The following is a 22,605-nucleotide window of genomic DNA, read 5'->3' as shown; positions in this document are numbered from 1 at the left end:
CGGGGCCAACTCGCATCGTTTGCGCATCGAATCCGACGGGACACGCCCGCCGCAACCCCGGCGCCACCGCGCCGCAGGCCTTAAGGTCCGAGACGTGAGTGACCTGCTGCTGGTGAGGCACGGAGAGACCGAGTGGAGCGCGAACGGGCGGCACACCGGCCGTACCGACGTCCCGCTGACCGCGCGCGGAGTCGATGAGGCCCTCTCGCTGGCCCCGTTCTTCCGGGACCGGCAGCCGGCCCTCGTCCTGACCAGCCCGCTGGGACGGGCCGTCGCGACCGCCGACCTCGCCGGCCTCGCCGGCGGCGTGAGCGACCCCGACCTGTACGAGTGGGACTACGGCGGCTACGAGGGCGTCACCACCGCCGAGATCCAGCGGGACCGGCCCGGCTGGTCCCTGTGGACCGACGGGGTCCCGCCCGGGGACGCGGAGCACCCCGGCGAGAGCGCCGCCGAAGTGGGCGCCCGCGCGGACCGGGTACTGGCCCGGGCGGCCGACGTGCTGCGCGAGGACCGCGGCAACGTCGTCCTGGTCGCCCACGGCCACCTGCTGCGGGTGCTCACCGCCCGCTACCTGGGACTGCCGCCGCAGGACGGGCGGCTCTTCCTGCTGCGCACCGGCACCTTCAGCGTGCTCTCCACCGAACACGGCCTCCCGGTGATCGCGGGCTGGAACACCAGCCCCTGAAGGCCCTCCCGCCTCGCGCGCCGACGGCCCCTGCGTGACGATGCGTACATGGCCCACCAAGGCGAGGGCGGCGACCCGGCGGGCGTGCTCCCGGAGGCGGACGCGGGGCTCAAGGCCGGCGCGATCGGTTTCCTCGACGCGCTCGTCATCGGTTTGAACTCCACCTCGCCCGCCTACTCGCTGGCCGCCGTCATCGGCCCGATCGTGGCCCTGGCCGGGATCTACGCACCGGGTGTGATGCTGGTGTCCTTCGTGCCGATGCTGCTGATCGCCGCCGCGTTCTACTACCTCAACAAGGTCGACCAGGACTGCGGAACCACCTTCTCGTGGGTGACGCGCGCCATGGGCCCCTGGGCGGGCTGGCTCGGCGGCTGGGCCATCGCCATGACCGGCGTACTCGTCATCGGCTCGCTCGCCGACGTCGCCGTCCACTTCGGCCTGCTCGCCGCGGGCCTCGACGGCTGGGCCGCGAACGAGGCCGTCCGTCAGGGCCTCGCCGTCCTCGTGATCCTCGTGATGACGTTGATCTGCGTCATCGGCACCGAGATGTCGGCCCACCTCCAGGACGTCCTCATCCTCGCCCAGGTGTTCTTCCTGCTGGTCTTCGCCGTCGTGGCCATCTATCGGATCTACGCGGACACCAGCACCCTCGACTCGATCGAGCCCTCCATCGGGTGGCTCAACCCCTTCGGCGCCGGCGGCGCCGCCCTCACCGGCGGACTGCTGCTCGGCGTCTTCATCTACTGGGGCTGGGAGTCCGCGGTGAACCTCACCGAGGAGGTCGAGGACTCCGCCACCGCGCCCGGCAAGGCCGGGATCTGGTCGACGGTGGTGCTGCTGGTCACCTACCTGTCCGTCGGCTTCGCCGTGGTGGGCTACGCCGGGACCACGTTCCTCGCCGAGAACGCCGGGGAGGAGGAGGCCGTCTTCGCCGTGCTCGCCCACGAGGTCATGGGCGGCTGGGACTGGGTGGTGCTCCTCGCGGTCTGCACCTCCGCCCTCGCCTCCACCCAGACCACGATCATCCCCGCCTCGCGCACCGCCCTGTCCATGGCCCGCCGGCACGCGCTGCCCCCGCACCTCGCGCACATCCACCCGCGCTTCCGTACCCCGGACGTGAGCACGTGGTGGGTGGCCGCCATCGCCATCGGCTGGTACCTCGTCGTCAACCAGATCAGCGAGAACGCGCTGCTCGACTCGCTGACCGCGCTGTCCCTGCTCATCTCCTTCTACTACGCGCTCACGGGCCTGGCCTGCGCCGTCTACTACCGCCGCCACCTCCTGGAGAGCGTGCACAACTTCCTGCTCATCGGCCTCGGGCCGGTGCTCGGGGCGGGCCTGCTGGCCTGGCTGCTGGTGGAGTCGATCGGCGACATGTCGAACCCGGAGAACTCGGCGGGCGGGATCGCCTGGTTCGGGCTGGGCCCCCCGTTGGTCATCGGCATCGCCATCGCCGTCGTCGGGGTGCTGGTGATGTGCTTCTGGAGGCTGCGGGACGGCCGCTTCTGGCAGGAGCGGCGCGGGGTGGCCGACCCGGCGCTCGTACACGCCAAGAAGGCGAAGCCGCGGCCGGGGTCCGATCCGGATTCCGAGCCGAAGTCCAAGCCGGAGTCCGAGCCGGATTCCTGAGGAGGCCGCCCCATGTCCGTCGTCCTCGGGTACGACGAGTCGCCCGGCGCGGAGCGCGCCCTGCGCGTGGCGCTGGAGGTGGCCGCCGCCTTCGGCGAGCCGCTGGTGCTCGTCTACGGCGCGGCCGCCCCCGGCGCGACCGGGGAGGAGCACCGCGCCCACCGCGAAGCCGTCCGCGAGGCCGGCCGCAGCGCGCTCGCCCGCGCCGTGGCGGCGGCCGACGAGGCGGGTGTCCCCTCCGCGGTCGAGGTGGTCGACGAGAAACCGGCCCAGGCCCTGCTGGACGCGGCGGAGCGGCACCGGGCCCGCGTGATCATCGTCGGCAGCTGGGGCGACAGCCCGATCCGCGGCGCCCTCCTCGGTTCCACCCCCCACAAGCTCCTGCACCTGTCACCGGTGCCGGTGCTGTGCGTTCCGACGGGTGACGCGGATCAGCCGTAGGTCCGTTGGCATCCGGATGGCCGGGAGAAGGCCCGTCCGACCATGCCAATGGACCAGTGCGAAGCCCTTGACTTGAGCCAGTGGGCCCACAGGTGCTTATCTGTGTCATATCCAAGTACTTACGGCGCCGCGCGGCGCCGGACGGCAACGACGCCGGTCCGGAGCGCGGCGCCTTCGCTGTGCCCGTACCCCGCCCACCACCCCGGGCGGACGCGGGCCCGCGTGCACCATCGCAAGGGGGGCGGCACACCGCCGTGAAGAGGATGTTCGTGGCTCCGGATCCGGGGCGTGTGAGACTCAGGAACTCGCTGCGCGCAGTGATCGGCGTGGCCGCGGCCGTGGCCGTCGCGGAGCTGTCCGGCCTGTCCCTGACCGCCTCCATCACCGGCGGGCTGGCCGCCCTGCTCGCGCTCTTCACGGTGCTCGACTCGACCTTGCGCGCCCAGCGGGTCACCACCGCGCTGCTGCCCGTCGCCGGCTTCCCCGTCCTCGCGCTGGCCACCACCCTGCACGGGGTGCCCTTCGCCCGCGACGCCGCCTTCCTGGCCGTCGTCTTCGCCGGGGTCTACGCCCGCCGCTTCGGCCCGCGCGGGCACGCCCTCGGGATCTTCGGCTTCATGATGTTCTTCGTCACCCAGTTCCTGCACGCCGTCCCCGCGCAGCTGCCCGAGCTGTACGCGGCCGTCGGGCTGGCGCTGCTGTCCGCCGGCGCGGTCCGCTTCGGGCTGTGGCCCATCGAGCGGCGCACCCCGCCCGCCGCCGCCCCGCCCGCGCTGCCGGGAACCGGGCTCGCCCGCCCCACCACCCGCCAGGCCTTCCAGGCCACCGCCGCCTGCGCCTTCGCGCTCGGCATCGGTCAGGTGCTCTCCGAGGACCGCTGGTACTGGGCCGTCGGCACCGCGTGGTGGATCTTCGTCAACACCGCCTCGCGCGGCGAGACACTGGTGCGCGGCTTCCGCCGGGTCCTCGGCACCGTCGTCGGCATCGCCGCCGGACTGCTGGTCGCCGTTCCGCTGCACGGCGCCCCCGCGCCCACGGCCGCACTGGTCGCCGTATGCGTCTTCGGCATCTTCTACACCGCCGCCCCCTCCTACTCCTGGATGATGTTCTTCGTCACCGTCATGGCGGGCCTGCTCTACGGGCTCCTCGGCGTGCTCCACCCCGGATTGCTGATCCTGCGCTTCGAGGAGACCGCGGTCGGCGCGCTGGGCGCGTCCCTCGCGGTCGTCCTCGTCCTCCCGGTGACCACCCATGCCGCCAACGACGCCTGGATCCAGCGCGCCCTGCACTGCGTACGGGCCTCCACCGCCGCCTCCCTCGACCGGCTGGGCGGGGACCCGGCGGCCGATCCGGCCCCGCACGCCGCCGAGCTCGAACTGCTGCTGGGCCGGGTGCGGATGGCGCTCGCGCCCCTCGTCCACCCGCTGAGCCCCCTGCGCGCCCGCAAGGCCAGGGCCCGGCAGGTCCTGGCGCTGCTCGACGACTGTGCCCGGGAGGTGCGCGGGCTGGTTGCCGTCGCCGCCGACCCGCAGGCCTCGCACGACGCGCGACTGGCGGCGGCCTGCTGGCGCGTGGAGGCGGCCGTGGAAGCCCTGACCGCCCCGGGCAGCGCCGCGGAACTCGCCGCTCCGGCGGCACCCCGCCCGGCCGCCGCCGAGCCCGCCCTCGTCCATCTGCACGGCCTGGAGCACGCCTTGGCGGCCCTCCACGGCCCGCTGCGGACCCACCCGCGCTCCCCGCTGGTCATCAGCGCCTGACCACGCGCCTGACCGTGCCCGACCGCGCGGCCGACCCCTGTGGCAGGGCCCGGGCGGTGGGCGGATGTTACGTCGCGTCAGCCCCCTCCCGCAGCCCCATCGATGAAGACCACTCGGAGGAGTGCTCCCCACGCTCTCGTCGTACGGCGTTGACCTGCGGCATGTACAACGGGTGATTGTTCATTGCACATTCATCCGGCATGTACAGGGTGGATCTGGTAGGACAGGGGGTAACCGCCCGGAATGGAAATACTTCAACAGCGCTCCACCACCGCTCAGGTGTGGGAAGCGGCCGAGGAGTTCATCCGGCTGTTCCATCGGGAGCATCCGGACTCCGGTGACCCGCGTGCCAGGCTCGCCGCCGTACGGGCCGAGCTCGCGGAGACCGGTACCTACCGGCACACGCCGCAGGAGCTGGCTCATGGGGCTCGAGTGGCCTGGCGGAACAGTAACCGGTGCATAGGCAGGCTGTACTGGAACTCGCTGAGGGTGCGCGACCGCCGCGAGCTCACCGACGCCGACCGGATCGCGGACGAGTGCTTCGAGCACCTGCGCGAGGCGACCAACGGCGGCCGGGTCCGCCCCACGATCACGGTCTTCGCGCCCGACACCCCGGACCGCCCCGGCCCGTTGATTTGGAGCGAACAGCTCGTCCGGTACGCGGGCTACGGAGACCACCACTCCATAACCGTCGGCGATGCCCGCAACGCGCCGCTCACCGAGGCCCTGCTGCGGCTCGGCTGGGAAGGCGGCGCCGGCACCCCCTTCGACCTCCTCCCGCTCGTGGTCCAGGGCGTGGACGACAAGCCCCGCTGGTTCGACACCCCCGCGGACGCCGTGCTGGAGGTGCCGATCGAGCACCCCGACGCCGAAGCGGGCGGGGGCGGCTGGGCGGACTGGGGGCTGCGCTGGCACGCCGTACCCGCGATCTCCAACATGTGCCTGGAGATCGGCGGCGTCCACTACCCGGCGGCCCCCTTCAACGGCTGGTACATGGGCACCGAGATCGGCGCCCGCAACCTCGCCGACACCGACCGCTACAACCTCCTGCCGGCCGTCGCCCGACGGCTCGGCCTCGACACCACCAGCGACCGCTCGCTCTGGAAGGACCGCGCGCTCGTCGAGCTCAACCGCGCGGTGCTGCACTCCTTCGACCGGGCCGGCGTCACCATCGCCGACCACCACACCGAGTCCCGCCGCTTCCTGGCCCATCTGGAGAAGGAGGAGCGCAAGGGCCGCGACGTGGGCGCCGACTGGTCCTGGATCGTGCCCCCGATCTCCGGATCGGCGACCCCGGTCTTCCACCGCACGTACGAGGACCGGCCGAGCGCGACCGCCTACGTGCACCACGACGGCGCTCAGGAAAGGGCCCAAGGGCGGGATTTGGTCTAGACCCTTCTGTTACCGTCGCTCCGAACGGATCCGGAACGGCGGAGAGGGACATCCCGTGGGCGGCGCGAACAGTACGGACCACAGCGGCGGACACCGGGCCTGGATCGGCTCGTTCACCTCGGGGGGCGGTCGCGGTGTCACCACCGCGGCCGTGGATCCGCTCACCGGAGCGCTCACCCCGCTCACGGCCACCGACGTCCTCGCGGACCCCTCCTACCTCGCCCACGACCGGCGCACCGGCGTGCTCTACGCGGTGAGCGAGACCGAACGGGGCGCGGCCGGCGCCTTCAAGGCCACCGCCGACGGGCTGACCGCCCTCGGGCCGGCCGTGCGCGTCGGCGGCTCCGGGCCCACCCATCTCAGCCTGGCCGGGGGCCGGCTGCTGACCGCCAACTACACCTCCGGCAGCGTCAGCAGCCTGCCGCTCGCCGCCGACGGCGGCATCGCGGGTCCCGCCTCCGTGCTTACCCACCAGGGCTCCGGCCCCGACACGGGCCGGCAGGAGGGGCCGCACGCCCACCAGGTGCTGCCCGACCCGAGCGGCCGCTGGGTGCTCAGCACGGACCTGGGCACCGACTCGGTACGGATCTGCGCGTCCGACCCGGCCAACGGGAGCCTGCGGGTGCACTCCGAGACCGTGCTGCGTGCCGGGACCGGCCCCCGGCACCTGGTCTTCCACCCGGCAGGCGAGGTGGCCTACGTACTGCACGAGCTGGAGCCGCAGCTGACCGTCTGCCGGTGGAACGCGGAGTCCGGGCGACTGGAACCGGTCGGCGAGGTTCCGGTCGCCTCCACGGGCGCTCCAGGCGGCGTACGGGCCTACCCCTCGGCGATCGTGGCCTCGCCGGACGGCCGCTTCGTCTGGGCTGCCGTGCGCGGAGCCGATGCCATCGCCACCTTCTCCCTGGCCGGCGGCGCCGAGAAACCGCAGCTCACCGGCACCGTGCCGTGCGGCGGCAGCTGGCCGCGCGACCTCGCGGCCGACCCCGCCGGGCGTCGGCTGTACGCGGCGAACGAGCGCTCCGGGGACGTCACCTGGTTCGACGTCGACCCGCTGACCGGGCAGCCGCGCCGGGCGGGCTCGGTCGCGGTGCCCGCCGCCACGTGCGTGGTCTTCGGCTGACCCGACCCGCTTCGAAGCCCGTACGCGCGAGGGCCCGTACCCCCGTCGATCCCGGGGTACGGGCCCTCGTCGCGCACGCGGTGGTATCAGCGGGCGGCGGCGCTCGGTGCGAGGCCGAGCGCGGCGGAGTACTGCGTGACGGCGAGCTTGCCGAGCGCCGAGTACGCGCCCAGCACCTCGGCGGTGGCGCAGTCGGCCTCCTTGCACGCGGTGTCCAGCAGGCCGTCGGCGGCCTCCGGGCCGATCAGGTAAGGGGCCAGCGCGAGCTGCGTGGAGCCCTCGCGGCGCAGCTGCTCGGCCGTCGCGGCCACCGAGCCCTCCTCGTCCAGCGCGGCCGCCATCACGGGAACCGCGAGGCGGGCTGCCAGCAGCATGCCGGTGATCCCGGCGGCCTTCACGGCCTCCTCGCCGCCGGTGGTGGCCAGGATGATGCCGTCGGCGGCCGTGGTCACCGAAAAGAGCCGGGCCCGGTCGGCACGGGACAGGCCCGCCTCGGACAGCCGCACGTGCAGGCCCTCGGCGAGCAGCGGGTGCGGACCGAGTACGTCGGCCAGCTCGGCGGCGGCCGAGGAGTCCATCAGGGCCTGGCGCATGCGGCGCAGCAGGCCGCCGTCGGGGCCGGCCAGCAGCGGCACGACCACGGCGTCGGGGCCGGTCGGCTTGGGCACCTCGTGCCCGGCGGCGCGGGCGAACTCCGCGCGCGCGACACGCTCCTGCGCGACGGCGGTCAGCACGCCGGACAGGGACGGGAATTCGGTGGCGTCGTCACCGTCGAGGAAACCGACGCGGGCGTCCAGGCCCGGCAGCTCGGAGCGGCCGATGCTGATGATCTCGTCCGCGAGCCCCCGCGAGGCGGCCGAAGGGGCACCGGGCACGGCGAGCACCAGCGCGGGCGCGCCCTCGGGCGCCACCGCGGGCTCGGGCCGGCGGTGCCGTCCGGTCTGGCGGGGTCGCGGCATTCGTACGGGCAGGCCATTTGCGGGCCCAGTGGGGGAGCTCATGGCGCCGCATGCTACTGGCTTATCGGAACGGGGTGTTCGGGCAGGGCCCAATCGGGCGGCATCTGTCCGTATTTATCCGTGGAATGTCATATACGGTTCAACCAATCGTTCAACTGCTCGGTCAACCGGAGGACGGCAGCCGCCAGTCCACCGGCTGGGCGCCCTGCCGTACCAGCAGGTCGTTGGTCCGGCTGAACGGCCTGGAGCCGAAGAACCCGTTGTCGGCGGACATGGGGGAGGGGTGGACGGACTCCACGGCCGGCAAGTCCCCGAGCAGCGGCCGCAGGTTGCGGGCCTCGCGACCCCACAGCACCGAAACCAGCGGCTTGCCGCGCGCCGCGAGCGCCCGGATCGCCTGCTCGGTGACGGCCTCCCAGCCCTTGCCCCGGTGGGCGTTGGGCTTGCGCGGGGCGGTGGTCAGAGAGCGGTTGAGCAGCAGGACGCCCTGCCGGGTCCACGGGGTCAGGTCGCCGTTGTCGGGGCGGGGCATCGCGAGGTCGGCGTGGAGCTCGCGGAAGATGTTGTCCAGACTGGGCGGCACCGGGCGGACGTCGGGCGCCACCGAGAAGGAGAGGCCCATCGCGTGGCCCGGCGTGGGGTACGGATCCTGGCCGACGATCAGCACCCGGACCTCGTCGAAGGGCTGCTGGAAGGCGCGCAGCACATTCACCCCGGCCGGCAGGTACGTTCTCCCCGCCGCGATCTCGGCGCGCAGGAAGTCGCCCATCGCGGCGATCTGCCCCGCCACCGGCTCCAGAGCACGGGCCCAGCCCGGCTCGACGATCTCGTTCAACGGTCGTGCTGCCACGTCGGGTCACTCTACTGGCCGATCAAGGCCGCCCGCACGCACAGCACGTCCGGCAGGTGCTCGGCCAGCAACTGCCAGCTGTCGCCGTCGTCCTGGCTGGCGTAGAGCTCGCCGTTGCGGTTGCCGAAGTAGATCCCCGCCGGGTCCGCGTCGTCCGTGCAGAGCGCGTCGCGCAGCACCGTGCCGTAGTGGTCCCCGGTGGGCAGTCCCTTCGTCAGGGGTTCCCAGGTGGCTCCCGCGTCCCGGGTGCGGAAGACGCGGCAGCGGTGGCCCGCCGGGACCCGGTCGGAGTCGGCGTTGAGCGGGAAGACGTACGCGGTGTCGGGCCGGTGCGGATGGGCGGCCACCGCGAAGCCGAAGTCCGAGGGCAGCCCGGCGCCGATGTCGCTCCAGCGGGCCCCGGCGTCGTCGCTGCGGTACACGCCCCAGTGGTTCTGCAGGTACAGCCGGCCGGTGTCCCCGGCGTCCTGGGCGATCTTGTGCACGCACTGCCCGAACTCGGGATGCGGATCCGGCAGGAACACGGCCGAGACCCCGTCATTGGACGGGGTCCAGCTCGCGCCGCCGTCCCGGGTCCGGAACACCCCGGCGGTGGAGACCGCCACGGTGATCGCGTCCGGGTCGGCCGGGTCGGTGATCACCGTGTGCAGGCCCTCGCCACCGCCGCCCGGAACCCATCCCGACCGGGTCGGGTGGTCCCACAGCGGCCGCACCAGCTCGAAGGACTCGCCGCGGTCGGCCGAGCGGAACAGCGCGGCCGGCTCCGTCCCCGCGTAGACGACGTCGGGGGCCTCGGGGCCGGCCGGATGCAGCTGCCAGACCCGCTCCAGCGAGGCGCCGGTGTCCTTGGGGAACTTCACCGCGGCCGCGGCGGGCTCCCGCCAGGTCGCGCCCAGGTCGTCGGAGCTGAAGACGGACGGCCCCCAGTGCGAGCTGTCCCCGCCGACCAGCAGCCGGGGCGCGGGGCCGCGCCGGTCGAGGGCGACCGCGTAGACGGCCTGGGCGTTGAAGTGGGGCCCGTCGAACTCCCACGGTCCGCCGTCCCTCCGGCGGCCGATGAACAGTCCCTTGCGGGTTCCGGCGAGCAGCACTACGTCGGTCATGGCCGACACCTCCGGACGTCGTTGTCCTGCACGGCAGCTTTCCGCCAGTGTGCACCCGGCCACTGACAGCGGCCGGTCGCCGCGCGTGCGGCGGACCGGTTGTACGGGAGGTCTCGTACTACGAGGGATTTCGTAGTACGGTGACTCTCGTACTTAGACGCCGGTCCCCGGGGCCACCCAACAACTTACGGAGTCCTCATGAGTGCTGCCCCCGCTGCCTTCGCCGCCCTGTTCCAGCCGTGGACCATCCGCTCGGTCACCATCCCGAACCGGGTGTGGATGGCCGCGATGTGCCAGTACAGCGCCGAGGCCTTCGGCCCGGACGCCGGAGTGGCCCACGACTGGCACTTCGCGCACTACGCGGCCCGCGCCGCCGGCGGCACCGGCCTGATCATCCAGGAGGCGACGGCCGTCGCCCCCGAGGGGCGGATCTCGCCGTACGACCTCGGCATCTGGAACGACGCCCAGGTCGAGGCGCTGCGCCGGATCACCTCCTTCGTCAAGGCGCGGGGCGCCGTCCCCGGCATCCAGCTCGCCCATGCCGGCCGCAAGGCCTCCACCGACCGCACCTGGAAGGGCGGGCGCCCCGTCGGACCCGATGCGCACGGCTGGCAGCCGAGCGCCCCGAGCGCCGTGCCGTTCGCCGAGGGCCACCCGGTCCCGCACGAGCTGACGGCCCAGGAGATCCGGGAGGTCGTGGAGCAGTTCGCGGCCGCCGCCCGGCGCTCGCTCGCCGCCGGCTACCAGGTCGTGGAGATCCACGGCGCCCACGGATACCTGATCGGCCAGTTCCTCTCCCCGCACAGCAACAAGCGCACCGACGCGTACGGCGGCTCCTTCGAGAACCGCACCCGCCTCGCCCTCGAAGTCGTCGACGCCGTACGGGCCGCGTGGCCCGAGGAACTCCCGCTGTTCTTCCGGATCTCCGCCACCGACTGGCTGGAGGAGGACGGCTGGACCGCCGACGACACCGTCCGGCTGGCCGCGCTGCTCCTGGAGCACGGCGTGGACCTGCTCGACGTCTCCACCGGGGGCCTCGCGCCCGGCGTGAGCATCCCCGTCGGCCCCGGCTACCAGGTGCCCTTCGCGGCACGCGTCAAGGCCGAGACCGGCCTCCCCGTCGCCGCCGTGGGTCTGATCACCGAACCGGAGCAGGCCGAGAAGATCCTGGCCAACGGCGAGGCCGACGCCGTCCTGCTGGGCCGGGAGCTGCTGCGCGACCCGTACTGGGCCCGCCGCGCGGCCGCCGAGCTCGGCGCCGAGATCCGTACGCCCGACCAGTACCACCGCTCCTGGTGAACCGGGTGCGGCGCGGAGCCCACGCCCCCCGCGCCGCACTTCCACCCCGGCGCAGCCTCCGGTGCTACGACGGTTCTCGTACGATGGACCCCGACCCCGGATCACCCCAGCGAGTGGAGCACGGACATGGCGGAACGTGACGCGGCCCGCGCCCTCGCCCACCCCGAGGCCGCGGAGATCCGGCTCGAAGGCGTCCTGCACGCCCTCTCCGACCCGGTCCGGCTGTCCATCGTCCGCGACCTCGCGGCCACGGACGCCGAGCTGGCCTGCTCGTACTTCGAGCTCCCGGTCACCAAGTCCACGACCACGCACCACTTCCGGGTCCTGCGCGAGAGCGGTGTCGTACGCCAGTGCTACCGCGGCACCACCAAGCTGAACGGGCTGCGCCGCACCGACCTGGAGGAGCTGTTCCCCGGGCTCCTGGACAGTGTCCTCACGGCGGCCGCCGCCGAGGAGGCACGGCTCGCCGGCTGATCAGCCGGCCCGGCCCGCGGCCGCGCCCAGCAGGCCCTCCCAGTCCGGAATCTTTACGGAGCGGCGGCCCAGCGAGTGCCCCAGCTCCGCCTCGGCCGCCTCGATGGCCAGCCAGCCCGGCCACTCCACCGGCCGCAGCCCCGCCTCCCGCAGCGCCTCCAGTGGATCTTGCGGCAGCGCGCGCCGGGCCAGTTCCCCCGCGTCCTGGAGCAGTGAGGAGGCCGTCTCCTTGGCGCAGGGCCGGTTGGTGCCGATGACCCCCGTCGGGCCGCGCTTGATCCAGCCCGCCACGTACTCCCCGACCGAGGCGCGGCCCGCGCGCACGACCCGGCCCGCCGCGTGCGGGACCGTACCGGTGGCCTCGCTGAACGGCAGGCCCGGCAGCGGGACGCCCTGGTACCCCACCGAGCGCAGGACGAGCTGCGCCGGGATGTCCTCGTAGCCGCCCGTCCCGGTGACCCCGCCGCGGCCGTCGGGAACCGTCCGCTCGAACCGCATCGCCGTCACGCGGCCGTCCGGGCCGCCGAGCACCTCCACCGGGCGCAGGAAGAACCGCAGCGCGATCCGCCGCCCGCCGTCCCGCGGGGGCTCGGCGGCCCAGCCGCGCAGCACTTCCACATTGCGCCGGTTCACCGCGGGCAGGGCCGCGCCCGGGTCCGCGTAGGCGGGGTCGAGGGCCAGCTCCGCGGGGTCCGCCACGGCGTCCACGCCCGGCATCGTGCCCAGCTCGCGCAGCTCCTTGGTGGTGAACTTGCCCTGGGACGGACCGCGCCGGGCCACCATCTGCACCTCGCGCACCCCGCTGGCGCCCAGCGCGCCGAGGGCCGCGTGCGGCATGTCCGTCGGCGCCAGCTCCGGTACGCCGCGGGCCAGGATCCGCGTCACGTCCACGGCGACGTTGCCCGCTCCGACCACGATCGCCGCGTCCACCCCGGGCAGGTCGAAGGCCTCGGCCGCCGCGTCCGGGTGGCCGCTGTACCAGGCCACGAAGGCGGTCGCGGAGTGCACCCCGGCCAGCTCCTCGCCCGGAATCCCCAGCAGCCGGTCCCGGGCGGCGCCCACGCAGTACACCACCGCGTGGTACAGCTCCAGGAGCCGGGCGGTCGGCAGCTGCGGTCCGCCGACCTCGACGTTCCCGAGGAAGCGGATCCGCTCGTCCTCCAGCACCGTGCGCAGGCTGCCCTGCAGGGACTTGATCTTCTCGTGGTCGGGGGCCACCCCGTACCGCACGAGCCCGTACGGTGCCGGCAGCCGGTCGAGCACGTCGACGCGCACGCCCGGGACCTCGCGCTGCTGGACCAGTGTCTGAGCGGCGTAGACCCCGCTGGGGCCCGATCCGACGACGGCGATACGAAGCACGGCGGAGCTCCTCCCGCAGGTGCTCCCAGCATGCCACCGGGTACCCACGGCGTCAGCTCATCGCGCGCATCCGGTGGATCTCGGCGCTCTGGGTGGCCACGACCTCGTTGGCCATCTCCTCGACCGCGACGTTGTTGCCGCCGGACAGCGCCTCGCCGGCCATTTTCAGCGCGCCCTCGTGGTGGGCGGTCATCAGCCGGAGGAAGAGCCGGTCGAAGTCCGGCCCCTTGGCCGCCGCCAGCTCGTCGAGCTGCTGCCGCGTCGCCATGCCCGGCATCGCGCCGTGGTCGTGCTCGTGGCCGCCGGTTTCGGTGGCGGCGGGTGCCGGGTAGCGCCCCAGCCACCGCTCCATCGCGCCGATCTCGGGCCGCTGGGCGGCCGTGATCCGCTCGGCGACGCGCCTGACCCCCTCGGCCGAGGCCCGGTCCGGCGCCAGCGCGCTCATCTCCAGGGCTTGGCGGTGGTGCTCGACCATGTTCCGTACGTACGTCTGGTCGGCCGCGTTGGGGCTGTCGTCGGGCCGTTCTTTCGCGGCCTGTTCGGGGGAGAGGGTGCGGGAGTTCTCGCCCGGCCTGCCCGGCGCGATCACCGAGGCGGCGCCGTCTTTCGTCCCGTTCTCGCCGCCCTCCTCCTCGCAGCCGGCGAGGGCGAGGAGCAAGGAAGCGGCCAGGGCGGCCCCGGCCATTCGACGGAGTAAGCCTTTTGCCATGTCCATGAAAGGAAGATACTGCCGGGGTCCTGGTTCCGTTCCCATCCCGAGCGGAACCGACAGGACTCCCATGGGAGGCACAATGACCTCGTTGCGCACCAGCAGAGTGGGGACCCGGAGCCTGGCGGGAGCCGCCTTCGCGGCGGCCGGACTCCTCGCCACGCTCCTCGCCGCGGGCCCGGCATCGGCGAGCCCGGATCCGGGGGACTTAACACCCGGCGGCGCCGGCTCCCGCCAGGGCGCGAACGCCGCCCCGGACGGCCGGGAGCTCGCACCCGGCGAGATCCCCGGCCAGGACGAGATCGTCCACAGCCGGAACATCAAGCAGCTGGCCAACATCCCCAGTACCGACCCCACCAGCATCAACTCCGACCTGGCCTTCCAGGGCAAGTACGCCTACGCGGGCAACTACTCGGGGTTCACCATCTACGACATCGGCAACCCGAAGGCCCCCAAAACGGTCTCCCAGGTGCTCTGCCCGGGCGGCCAGAACGACATTTCCGTCCAGGGGGACCTGCTCTTCCTCTCCACCGACTCCTCGCGCAGCGACGACTCCTGCAACAGCGTCTCGCAGCCCGCCACGGAGAAGTCCTCGTGGGAGGGCATCAAGATCTTCGACATCAAGGACAAGAAGAACCCCAAGTACATCAAGTCCGTCGAGACCAACTGCGGTTCGCACACCCACTCCCTGGTGCCGGGCGACCGCGGGGACGTCTACCTCTACGTGTCCTCGTACTCGCCGAGCGAGGCGTTCCCCGACTGCCAGCCGCCGCACGACGGCATCTCGGTGATCAAGGTTCCGAAGAAGGCGCCGACCCGGGCCGCGGTCGTCTCCTTCCCGATCCTCTTCCCGGACGGCGGCAACCCGGGCGGGCCGGCCAACCCGGGCGTCTCCAAGACCACCGGCTGCCACGACATCACGGTGCTGCCGTCCAAGAACCTGGCCGCCGGCGCCTGCATGGGTGACGGCATCCTCTTCGACATCAGCAAGCCCGAGCAGCCGCGGGTGATCGACCGGGTGCAGGACAACGTGAACTTCGCGTTCTGGCACTCGGCCACCTTCAACGAGCAGGCGAACAAGGTGGTGTTCACCGACGAGCTCGGCGGCGGGGGCGGCGCCACCTGCAACGAGGCCACCGGCCCGAACCGGGGCGCAGACGGGATCTACGACATCACCGGCCGGGGCGACCAGCGCAAGCTCGTCTTCCGGGGCTACTTCAAGATCCCGCGCCACCAGGCCGACACCGAGAACTGCGTGGCCCACAACGGCTCGCTGATCCCGGTCGGCGGCGGCCGCGACATCATGGTGCAGGCCTGGTACCAGGGCGGCGTCTCGGTGTGGGACTTCACCGACTCCGCCAACCCCAAGGAGATCGGCTACTTCGAACGCGGCCCGCTCAGCACGGACGCGCTGCAGGTCGGCGGCTCCTGGTCGGCGTACTACTACAACGGGCACATCTACTCGAACGACATCACCAAGGGCCTCGACGTGCTGCGGCTCGACGACTGGCGCACCGAGAGCGCGAAGTGGGTGTGGCTGGACCGGCTGAACGTACAGAGCCAGCCCGAGTACCGGTAGCGGCAGCGGCCGGTCATGCCGGTCATCAACGCGGAAACGTTCCGTCGGGCGGTCCGCCGTCCGGCGGGACACCGAGCTCCCAGTCCAGCCCGTAACGCTGGAACAACTCGGCCCGCAGCCGCGGCCCCGGCATCGGCGCGCCGGGCAGCAGGACCGCGACCACCGCGCCCATCAGCAGCGCCCGCAGCAGCGGGTAGTCGGTGTCCACGTCCGGTGAGCCGTACCGGGTGACGGTGTCCCGCAGCAGCTCGGCGAGCCGCTGCTGCTCGGGGCACTGCACGAAGCCCTCGGCCTGCAGGATGCCCGCCATGTGCGTGCGCATCAGCAGCGGGTTGTCGCGGGCCAGTCCCAGGATCGCGTCGATGGCGCGGGCGAGCCGCTCGCGGCCGTCGTCGCTGCACGGCTCGTGCTCCAGCGCCGCCTCCAGGGTGAGGTGCATCAGCCGGTGCACGGCCGACTGGAGCAGGTGCCGCTTGCCCGGGAAGTAGTACGAGACCAGGCCGCGCGCCGCCCCCGCCCGGTCGGCGATGTCGCCGAGCGTCGTGGACTCGTAGCCGCGTTCGCCGACGAGATCGACCGTGGCCTGGAGCAGCCGCTCGCGGGAACGTCTGCGCAATTCTTCATTGACCGATGCGCTGCGCGGGGACATGCTTACTCCTGCGTTGACTGGCTTCCAGCCAATATACTCAGCGCGCGGGGCCGTCTGCTCTGGGCGACGCGGGGGATCGCCCAGGGCAGGCACATCCGCACGACATCCGCGCACGCGCAACTTCAGGTCAGGGCAGGTCCAGCGTCGGCGGCTCGGGCTCGTACTGGTGCGGCGTGTCGCCCTGCCATTCGATCAGCGCGGACTCGTCGCCGAGGACCACCTCGTCCGGCTCCGGCACCTCGATCCGGCGCAGGAACTCGATCACGTCCGCATCCGAATGGGCGAGGCCCAGAGGGGTCTCCGTCCCCTGCACGCGGATGGTGACCCGCCGGCCGCCCGACGCGGAGATCCGGTGCACGACGATCGGCGCATGCTCCATGCCCCCAGCCTGCTGCCGGATCGGCCCGGCCGCATCCGGGCCGATCCGCGCGGCGGTTACGCCAGAGTGCTCAGCGCCGGTACGAAAGCCACCAGCAGCGGCACCGCGGGCACCAGCGTGGCCAGCGCCGTCAGCTGCACCCTGCGCCCCGCCGACAGCCGGGGCGCCGCCGACAGCAGCCGCCGGACCCGCTGCGGGACGTGCGCCTGCGGGGTCGAGTAGGGCCCGAACACCCCGCTGTCCTCGTTCAGCCCGACCAGCGCCAGCGCGACCGTGAGCCGCCCGAACCGCCGCGAGGCCACGTCGTCCGCGGCCAGCTCCACCAGCCGGTGCATCTCCTCCTCGAACGCCGCGAACACCGGCACCTGCGGGAACCCGCCGGACAGTGCCCGCGAGCAGTGCAGCAGCCAGTCGTGCCGCGCCGCCGCGTGCCCCTGCTCGTGCGCCAGCACGGCATCCAGCTGGCTGCCCTTGAGCCGGCCCAGCGCCGCGGTCGTGACCACCAGCCGAGGGGCGGCGCCGGGCAGCCACCAGCTCGCGGGCCGCTGCCCCTCCAGTACGACGAGCCGTACTCCCGTGGGATCCTCCCCGGGCAACAGCGGTGCCCGCAGCAGCAGTTCGGCCCCCTGTACGCGCCGCCGGGCGCGGGCCCGCAGGACCTCCCGGGTCAGCATCGCGCCGGTCCACAGCCCGCCGCCGGCCAGCGCGAGCGCGGTGCCGACCGCCCAGGCGCCGCCCGCGGCGCCCAGGGCGTAGGCGTCGACCACCCCGGTCGGCGCGGCGGCGAACAGCCGGCCCCGTACCGCCTGCCAGGCGGCCGCGGCGCTCAGCAGCATCGACAGCGCGAAGCACAGCAGCACCGCGCCCACCACGCACTGCCACACCCACAGGGCGACGACCGGTTCATGCTCGGGCCACCGGGCCCGCGCCAGCAGACGGGGGGCGAGCACCGCGGTCAGGGCGCCGAGCAGCAGGAGTGCTGCGGGGACCATCATGGTCCCCACCTTATGAGCGCCCGGCTACCTGCGGGTATGGTCCGGGCGATTGGTGACGCAGCACACTCCGCCGCGGCTCCCCTCCCGGCGGTCACATGGCCAGCAGCATCGCCAGCATCCCCGTCCCCATCGCCAGCCGGCAGGCCCGGAGCAGCTCCGCGCTCCCGCCCCGCCCGCCGCCCGCGCCGCCGCCCGCGCCCACCGTGACCAACCGGGCCCCGCCGAACACCACGTACACGGCGTAGTAGACGAGCAGCAGCCCGGTCAGCAGCGGCAGTCCGGCCGTCGGCGCATGCCCGTGCCCGTGTCCCGGACCGGAGCCGGCCGCCAAGGCCATGTAGACCATCGTCAGCGAGCCCACGAGGTGGTGGGTGTGGTGCGCCCCGTCCCGCAGCAGCCACACCGAGTGCAGGGCGGCCGCGCAGAAGACCGCAGACAGGACGGGCACCTGCCAGCCCCCGCCGATCCCGAGCGGCAGCGCCATCACCGCCATCCCGAACCCCATCAGCGCTTCCCCGCCGGCCGCCGAACCGCCGCGCGGCCCGCTCCCGGATCTGCGCACCCGTCCCAGGCAGTACGCACCGCTCCCCGCGCACAGCAGGACCAGCAGCCAGGCGGAGACGGAGGAGGAGAGGGACATCGCGGGACCGTGCACGGCGGAACCTCCCGGTTCGTCGGCGTCACCGGAAGAGATGCCCGGGCGGGGAGGTCCGCACGCCGGACAGGGATAGGCTCTCCGTGCCGGACCGGGCATGTCATATGCCAGGCAGAGAACGGAGCCACCCGATGTCGACCGCCGAATCCCACACCCTGAGCTTCCGCAGCGCCGTCGAGTCCGACGTGCCGGAACTTGTGGCGCTCGTCGAATCGGCGTACCGGGGCGAGGCCAGCCGTGGCGGCTGGACCACCGAGGCGGACTACCTCGAGGGGCAGCGCACCGACGAGGACGGCGTCCGCCGGGTCATCGAGACCCCGGACGGCACCCTCCTCGTCGTGGAGCGCGGCGGCGAGCTCGTGGCCTGCTGCCAGCTCGAACACCGCGGGGACCACGTCTACTTCGGGATGTTCGCGGTCCGCCCGGGGCTCCAGGGCGGCGGACTCGGCAAGGAGATCCTCGCCGAGGCCGAGCGCCGCGCCCGGGAGCAGTGGGACGCCAAGGAGATGCGGATGACGGTGGTGAACGTACGCGAGGAGCTCATCGCCTACTACGTGCGCCGCGGCTACCGGCGCACCGGTGAGATGAGCCCCTTCCCCTACGGGGACGAGCGCTTCGGCGTCCCGCTCCGCACGGACCTGGCCTTCGAGCTGCTGGTCAAGTCGCTGTAGGCGGACTTCGTCAGGCGGTGAAGCGGCCCGTGCTGCGGATCTCCGGGAAGTCGGTGACCACGCCGTCCAGTTCGAGTGCGCGCGCCAGCCGCAGCTGCTCCAGGGTGTTGACCGTCCAGCCGGTCACCCGCAGCCCGGCCGCGTGGGCCTCCTCCACGGCCTCCAGGCTGATCCGGCGGATGTTCAGGGCGAGCGTCCCCGCACGGACGGTCCGCGCCCGGTCCACCAGGGTCCCGCTGGCGGCCTCGGGCCGGTCCGCGTACAGGCTGGTCCGTACGCCGGGCACCAGCCGGGCGACCTCGCCCAGCACCGCGTCGTCGAAGGAGGCCACCTCGACCCGCCCTGTCAGGTCGCGGCTCAGCAGCAGTTCCGCGAGCACCCCGGCGGTGCCCTGGTCCCGGACCGACACCTGGAGCGGAGCCCGGACGGCGTCCAGGGCCTCCTCCAGGACCGGCACGTGCTGGCCGTCACCGGCGTCCAGCTCGCGCAGCTCGGCCAGGGTCAGGTCGGCGACGGCTCCCGAGCCGTCGGTGGTCCGGTGCACCTCGGCGTCGTGCAGGACGACCAGGGCGCCGTCCTTGCTGAGTCGCAGATCCAGCGCGATGACGTCCATGCCGGAGCGTTCCGCGCGGACGAACGACCGCAGGGTGTTCTCCGGTTCGACACCCATGACCCCGCGGTGACCGATGGTGAGGAAAGTCAAGGTTCTCTCGCTTCCGTCGACGGCGGCTCCCCGCGCGGTCGCGGTGTCCCTACCGGCCGCGCGCGGTGAGGACGCATGCTAGTGCGCCGCGGGTGCGATGAGACCGCCCGTGCGGCGGCCCGTACGTGCCCTTCGGCCGTTGCCCGTCCGGGCCGTGGGGCCGCGGCGCGCGCCGTCGCGGTGTTGCGGCGTCACCCGGGCGTGGGCGCGTCCCCATCGGCTTGACGGCCCGCGGCGAAGGCCCCGCCGGGCGCCGCCGGACCGGCCCCGGCGGCGAGGTCGGCGGCGAGGTGCGACGCGAGGCCCGCGAGGTCCGCGAGCAGTGCCTCGCCCAGCTCCAGCTCCGCCAGGTGCTGGCGCTCGCTCCAGCGCAGCGCCAGCGCGGGAAAGGCCCACTGCGGCACCTCGCCCGCGTGCTCCATGGCCTCCCGTACGGCGGCCAATTCGCCCCGCGTGCGCTCCAGGTGCTCCTCCACCATCGTGCGCAGCCGCTCCGGCTCGGCCAGGTGCCCGAGCCAGACGCGCAGCAGCAGCCCGTGCTTGAGCACCGGGGGCCCGGCCTCGGCGGTGTCGCGGGCCCAGCCGGCCAGCGCCGCGCGCCCGGCCTCGGTGATGGCGTAGCGGCGCTTGGCCCGCGCCTCCTCCGGCCCCGAGCGCGCGGAGGCCGCGTAACCCAGCTCCTCCAGGCGGCGCAGTTCGGCGTAGATCTGGCTGATGGCGGGCGACCAGTAGAAGAAGCGCAGCGAGGCGTCCGCCCACTTCTTCAGCTCGTACCCGGTCCGTTCCCCGGGGAAGGACAGCAGACCGAGCACCGCCCACGCGGTCGGCGGCAGGTCCGCCTGCCTCTTCTCTTGCTTCTTCGACGTCTGACTACTAGTCATATTCCTTATTGAAGTAAGGCCGGGCACGGGACGCAACCCTGGAGGCATCGTGAAGTTCTCCGTGATCTTCGAAGCTCAGCTGGCAGACCCGACGGTGGCACGGGAGCATCAGGTGATCCGCGACTGCGTCGAGCAGGCGGTGCTCGCGGAGCGGATGGGATTCGACCGGATCTGGGCGGTCGAGCACCACTCGCTGAAGTGGTACGCCCACATGAGTGCTCCCGAGATCTTCCTGACCTGGGTGGCGGCCCGGACGGACACCATACGCATCGGGCACGGAGTCGTGTGCATGCCCTTCAACTTCAACCACCCTGTCCGGGTCGCCGAGCGGGCCGCCATGCTCGACCTGCTGTCCGGCGGGCGCCTGGACCTCGGCGCCGGACGCGGGGGCACCGTGCAGGAGACCTCGCTGTGCGGGGTCGACCGGGACCGCACGGCGGCGGAGGTCGAGGAGGCGCTGCGGATCATCGGAAAGGCCTGGCAGGAGGAGGAGCTGGAGTATCACGGGGAGCTGATCGACATCGATCCGCACCCGATCCTGCCGCGCCCGTCGCAGCGCCCGCATCCGCCGCTGTTCCTGGCGTGCAGCCGGGGCGAGACGCTGGTGCAGGCGGCGGAACTGGGGATCGGGGCACTGGTGATGGGCTTCGCCGGACCCGAGTCGATCGCGGCGATGCGGTCCGTCTACGACGCCGCGATCGCCGGGCGGGACGGGGGCCGCTTCGTGTCCACCGTCGTCAACGACCACTTCTCGGTCCTGTGTCCGACGATCGTGCTCGACGATCCGCAGGAGGCGCGCCGGATCGGCACCCGGGGGCAGCGGTTCTTCGCCCAGTCGATCGGCCATTGGTACGGCGGAGCCGGCGTCCCGGACGAGGCGGTGGTCGAGGGTGCCGACGAGGCGGCGGACATGCGCAGGGCCGCCGAGCAGGTGGTGGCCCGGCTGAACGAGCAGGACATTCCGGTCCGGCCCGCTTCCACGGCCACCTTCAACGCCGACCACGCGTACGGCAGCGCGGACGACGCCATCGCCTACGTCGAGCGGCTCCGGGAGGCGGGGGCCGACGAGATCATGTGCCTGATCCAGATGGGCACCGTGCCGCAGGAGGCCTGCCTGGAGACCCTGCGGCAGTGGGGCGAGAAGGTCATCCCGCACTTCGCGGACCGGCGGACGGCGGGCGGGGACGCGTGAGCGCCGCCGAGATGCGCGGGCCCGGCCGGGCCGGGCCCGCCGCGCCGCCCGCCCCCGCCGACCGGCTCGATCCCGCCGCCCGGCCGTACGTCGATGCGATGGCCGCCCGGTTCCCCGATCTCGGCGGGGCCGTCACCGATGCCGTCGAGGCGCGCCGGGTCCTCGCCGCCGGGGCCGCGGGCAAGGACGCGCGGCCGGGCCCGCCGCCCGCCGTGGGCGCCGTGCTGGACCGCGAGGTCCCCGGGTTCGCCGGGGCGCCGCCGGTCCCGGTACGGATCTACCGCCCCGACCCGCGGCGCTGGCCGGGGCCCCGGCCGACCGTGGTGTACTGCCACGGCGGCGGCTGGGTCCTGTGCGACCTCGACAGCCACGACACCCTCGTCCGGGAGCTCTGCCGGGCCTCCGGCGCGGTCTTCGTCTCCGTCGACTACCGCCGCGCCCCGGAGGCCCGCTTCCCCGCCGCCGCACTGGACGCGTTCGCCGCCCTGCGCTGGGCCGGCGGGCACCTGGCCGAGCTGGGCGGCGACCCGGCGGCGCTGGTGGTCGCCGGGGACAGCGCCGGCGCGAACCTCGCCGCCGCCTCGCTGCTGCTGGCCCGGGACCACGGGGGACCGGCGGTCGCGCTCCAGCTGCTGCTCTACCCCGTGCTGGACGCGGGCCAGGACACCGAGTCGTACCGTCTCGACGGCAGCGGCTACTTCCTGACCGCCGCGCACATGCGCTGGTTCTGGGAGCAGTACCTGGGGCCCGGCGGCGACGGCCGCGACCCGCTCGCCTCCCCGCTCGCGGCCGACCTGAGCGGGCTGCCGCCCGCCCACGTGCTGGTCGCCGGGTGCGATCCGCTGCGGGACGAGGGTGAGACGTACCACTACCGGCTGATCGACAGCGGCGTCCTTTCCGCCCTGGACGGCCACCCCGGGATGTGCCACGGATTCCTCGCGCTGGCGGACGTACTCCCGCCCGCCCGGCGGGCTTTGGAGAAATTGGGCGGAGTAATCGCTTCCACCCTGACGGACGGGAAGAATTCCGGTCGAGAAGGGGGTAGTGCAGGATAATTTCCCGTGCTGCCTCTTGAGTGGAAGAGCCTCACATGCTTACGCTGTCTCGACGTGAGGTTC

23 protein-coding genes are annotated in these 22,605 nt (G+C 73.2%); 12 read left to right on the top strand and 11 right to left on the bottom strand.

The window, feature by feature from the left end:
* Positions 1–94 precede the first annotated feature (94 nt).
* From ACFWB8_RS00390 to ACFWB8_RS00365, 6 genes are all read left to right on the top strand, one after another.
* Positions 95–688 (top strand): histidine phosphatase family protein, encoded by a 594-nt coding sequence (locus ACFWB8_RS00390; RefSeq protein ID WP_385220215.1) that lies wholly within the window; start codon positions 95–97, stop codon positions 686–688.
* A 48-nt stretch (positions 689–736) separates the two neighbouring features.
* Entirely contained in the window at positions 737–2,317 is a 1,581-nt protein-coding gene (locus ACFWB8_RS00385; protein WP_385220212.1) for an APC family permease, read from the top strand.
* 12 nt (positions 2,318–2,329) lie between these two features.
* Positions 2,330–2,758 (top strand): universal stress protein, encoded by a 429-nt coding sequence (locus ACFWB8_RS00380; protein WP_385220209.1) that lies wholly within the window; start codon positions 2,330–2,332, stop codon positions 2,756–2,758.
* 263 nt (positions 2,759–3,021) lie between these two features.
* The gene (locus ACFWB8_RS00375; RefSeq protein WP_385220482.1) at positions 3,022–4,515 is read left to right on the top strand and encodes an FUSC family protein; all 1,494 of its coding nucleotides are present in this window, start codon (positions 3,022–3,024) and stop codon (positions 4,513–4,515) included.
* Between the two features lie 243 nt (positions 4,516–4,758).
* The gene (locus ACFWB8_RS00370; RefSeq protein ID WP_385220208.1) at positions 4,759–5,907 is read left to right on the top strand and encodes a nitric oxide synthase oxygenase; all 1,149 of its coding nucleotides are present in this window, start codon (positions 4,759–4,761) and stop codon (positions 5,905–5,907) included.
* A 55-nt stretch (positions 5,908–5,962) separates the two neighbouring features.
* A complete protein-coding gene (locus ACFWB8_RS00365) occupies positions 5,963–7,030 on the top strand; it encodes a lactonase family protein (RefSeq protein WP_385220206.1) in 1,068 nt (355 codons plus the stop codon).
* Between the two features lie 86 nt (positions 7,031–7,116).
* Here ACFWB8_RS00365 and ACFWB8_RS00360 read toward each other — a convergent pair whose 3' ends face one another.
* From ACFWB8_RS00360 to ACFWB8_RS00350, 3 genes are all read right to left on the bottom strand, one after another.
* Positions 7,117–8,031, bottom strand: coding sequence for a sirohydrochlorin chelatase (locus ACFWB8_RS00360; protein ID WP_385220203.1), 915 nt, complete (start codon positions 8,029–8,031; stop codon positions 7,117–7,119).
* Between the two features lie 121 nt (positions 8,032–8,152).
* Positions 8,153–8,839: a uracil-DNA glycosylase gene (locus ACFWB8_RS00355; RefSeq protein WP_385220201.1), complete on the bottom strand. Its 687-nt coding sequence runs from the start codon at positions 8,837–8,839 to the stop codon at positions 8,153–8,155.
* 11 nt (positions 8,840–8,850) lie between these two features.
* Positions 8,851–9,942, bottom strand: a complete 1,092-nt coding sequence (locus tag ACFWB8_RS00350) for a WD40/YVTN/BNR-like repeat-containing protein (protein WP_385220199.1) — start codon at positions 9,940–9,942, stop codon at positions 8,851–8,853.
* Between the two features lie 198 nt (positions 9,943–10,140).
* On the opposite strand from ACFWB8_RS00350, the gene ACFWB8_RS00345 reads away from it, so the two are divergent.
* Complete coding sequence (locus tag ACFWB8_RS00345; RefSeq protein ID WP_385220196.1) at positions 10,141–11,241, top strand: NADH:flavin oxidoreductase/NADH oxidase; 1,101 nt, start codon at positions 10,141–10,143, stop codon at positions 11,239–11,241.
* Positions 11,242–11,367: 126 nt separating this feature from the next.
* Positions 11,368–11,715 (top strand): ArsR/SmtB family transcription factor, encoded by a 348-nt coding sequence (locus ACFWB8_RS00340; protein ID WP_385220193.1) that lies wholly within the window; start codon positions 11,368–11,370, stop codon positions 11,713–11,715.
* Here the strand turns inward: ACFWB8_RS00340 and ACFWB8_RS00335 are convergent, their stop codons facing one another.
* Together ACFWB8_RS00335 and ACFWB8_RS00330 are read right to left on the bottom strand one after the other, a co-directional pair.
* Positions 11,716–13,074: an FAD-dependent oxidoreductase gene (locus ACFWB8_RS00335; RefSeq protein ID WP_385220190.1), complete on the bottom strand. Its 1,359-nt coding sequence runs from the start codon at positions 13,072–13,074 to the stop codon at positions 11,716–11,718. It lies immediately after the preceding gene.
* 52 nt (positions 13,075–13,126) lie between these two features.
* Positions 13,127–13,759, bottom strand: coding sequence for a DUF305 domain-containing protein (locus tag ACFWB8_RS00330; RefSeq protein ID WP_385220187.1), 633 nt, complete (start codon positions 13,757–13,759; stop codon positions 13,127–13,129).
* A gap of 106 nt (positions 13,760–13,865) precedes the next feature.
* Between ACFWB8_RS00330 and ACFWB8_RS00325 the strand changes: the two genes are divergently transcribed.
* Positions 13,866–15,362, top strand: a complete 1,497-nt coding sequence (locus tag ACFWB8_RS00325) for an LVIVD repeat-containing protein (RefSeq protein ID WP_385220184.1) — start codon at positions 13,866–13,868, stop codon at positions 15,360–15,362.
* Positions 15,363–15,387: 25 nt separating this feature from the next.
* On the opposite strand, the gene ACFWB8_RS00320 is transcribed toward ACFWB8_RS00325, so the two are convergent.
* The 4 genes from ACFWB8_RS00320 to ACFWB8_RS00305 all read right to left on the bottom strand — a co-directional run bounded on the left by ACFWB8_RS00320 (position 15,388) and on the right by ACFWB8_RS00305 (position 18,025).
* On the bottom strand, positions 15,388–16,011 hold the full coding sequence (locus ACFWB8_RS00320; protein WP_385220182.1) for a TetR/AcrR family transcriptional regulator: 624 nt from the start codon (positions 16,009–16,011) through the stop codon (positions 15,388–15,390).
* A 127-nt stretch (positions 16,012–16,138) separates the two neighbouring features.
* On the bottom strand, positions 16,139–16,390 hold the full coding sequence (locus ACFWB8_RS00315) for a hypothetical protein (protein WP_385220179.1): 252 nt from the start codon (positions 16,388–16,390) through the stop codon (positions 16,139–16,141).
* Positions 16,391–16,446: 56 nt separating this feature from the next.
* Positions 16,447–17,385, bottom strand: a complete 939-nt coding sequence (locus ACFWB8_RS00310) for a M56 family metallopeptidase (RefSeq protein ID WP_385220176.1) — start codon at positions 17,383–17,385, stop codon at positions 16,447–16,449.
* Between the two features lie 91 nt (positions 17,386–17,476).
* Entirely contained in the window at positions 17,477–18,025 is a 549-nt protein-coding gene (locus ACFWB8_RS00305; protein ID WP_385220173.1) for a DUF5134 domain-containing protein, read from the bottom strand.
* Between the two features lie 146 nt (positions 18,026–18,171).
* Between ACFWB8_RS00305 and ACFWB8_RS00300 the strand changes: the two genes are divergently transcribed.
* A complete protein-coding gene (locus ACFWB8_RS00300; RefSeq protein WP_385220170.1) occupies positions 18,172–18,711 on the top strand; it encodes a GNAT family N-acetyltransferase in 540 nt (179 codons plus the stop codon).
* Positions 18,712–18,721: 10 nt separating this feature from the next.
* On the opposite strand, the gene ACFWB8_RS00295 is transcribed toward ACFWB8_RS00300, so the two are convergent.
* Positions 18,722–19,414, bottom strand: coding sequence for a glycerophosphodiester phosphodiesterase (locus tag ACFWB8_RS00295; protein ID WP_385220168.1), 693 nt, complete (start codon positions 19,412–19,414; stop codon positions 18,722–18,724).
* A 191-nt stretch (positions 19,415–19,605) separates the two neighbouring features.
* Positions 19,606–20,295, bottom strand: coding sequence for a helix-turn-helix transcriptional regulator (locus ACFWB8_RS00290; RefSeq protein ID WP_385220165.1), 690 nt, complete (start codon positions 20,293–20,295; stop codon positions 19,606–19,608).
* Between the two features lie 49 nt (positions 20,296–20,344).
* On the opposite strand from ACFWB8_RS00290, the gene ACFWB8_RS00285 reads away from it, so the two are divergent.
* Both ACFWB8_RS00285 and ACFWB8_RS00280 read left to right on the top strand, forming a co-directional pair.
* A complete protein-coding gene (locus ACFWB8_RS00285; RefSeq protein WP_385220163.1) occupies positions 20,345–21,487 on the top strand; it encodes an LLM class flavin-dependent oxidoreductase in 1,143 nt (380 codons plus the stop codon).
* A complete protein-coding gene (locus tag ACFWB8_RS00280) occupies positions 21,484–22,542 on the top strand; it encodes an alpha/beta hydrolase (protein ID WP_385220160.1) in 1,059 nt (352 codons plus the stop codon). Before ACFWB8_RS00285 ends, ACFWB8_RS00280 begins: the two co-directional genes overlap by 4 nt.
* Positions 22,543–22,605 lie beyond the last annotated feature (63 nt).

Origin of the sequence: Streptomyces sp. NPDC060031, assembly GCF_042736805.1 — a bacterium.
GTDB lineage: Bacteria > Actinomycetota > Actinomycetes > Streptomycetales > Streptomycetaceae > Streptomyces.
The sequence above is the reverse complement of the archived record's forward strand: the minus strand, read 5'-3'. Positions and strand labels throughout refer to the sequence as shown.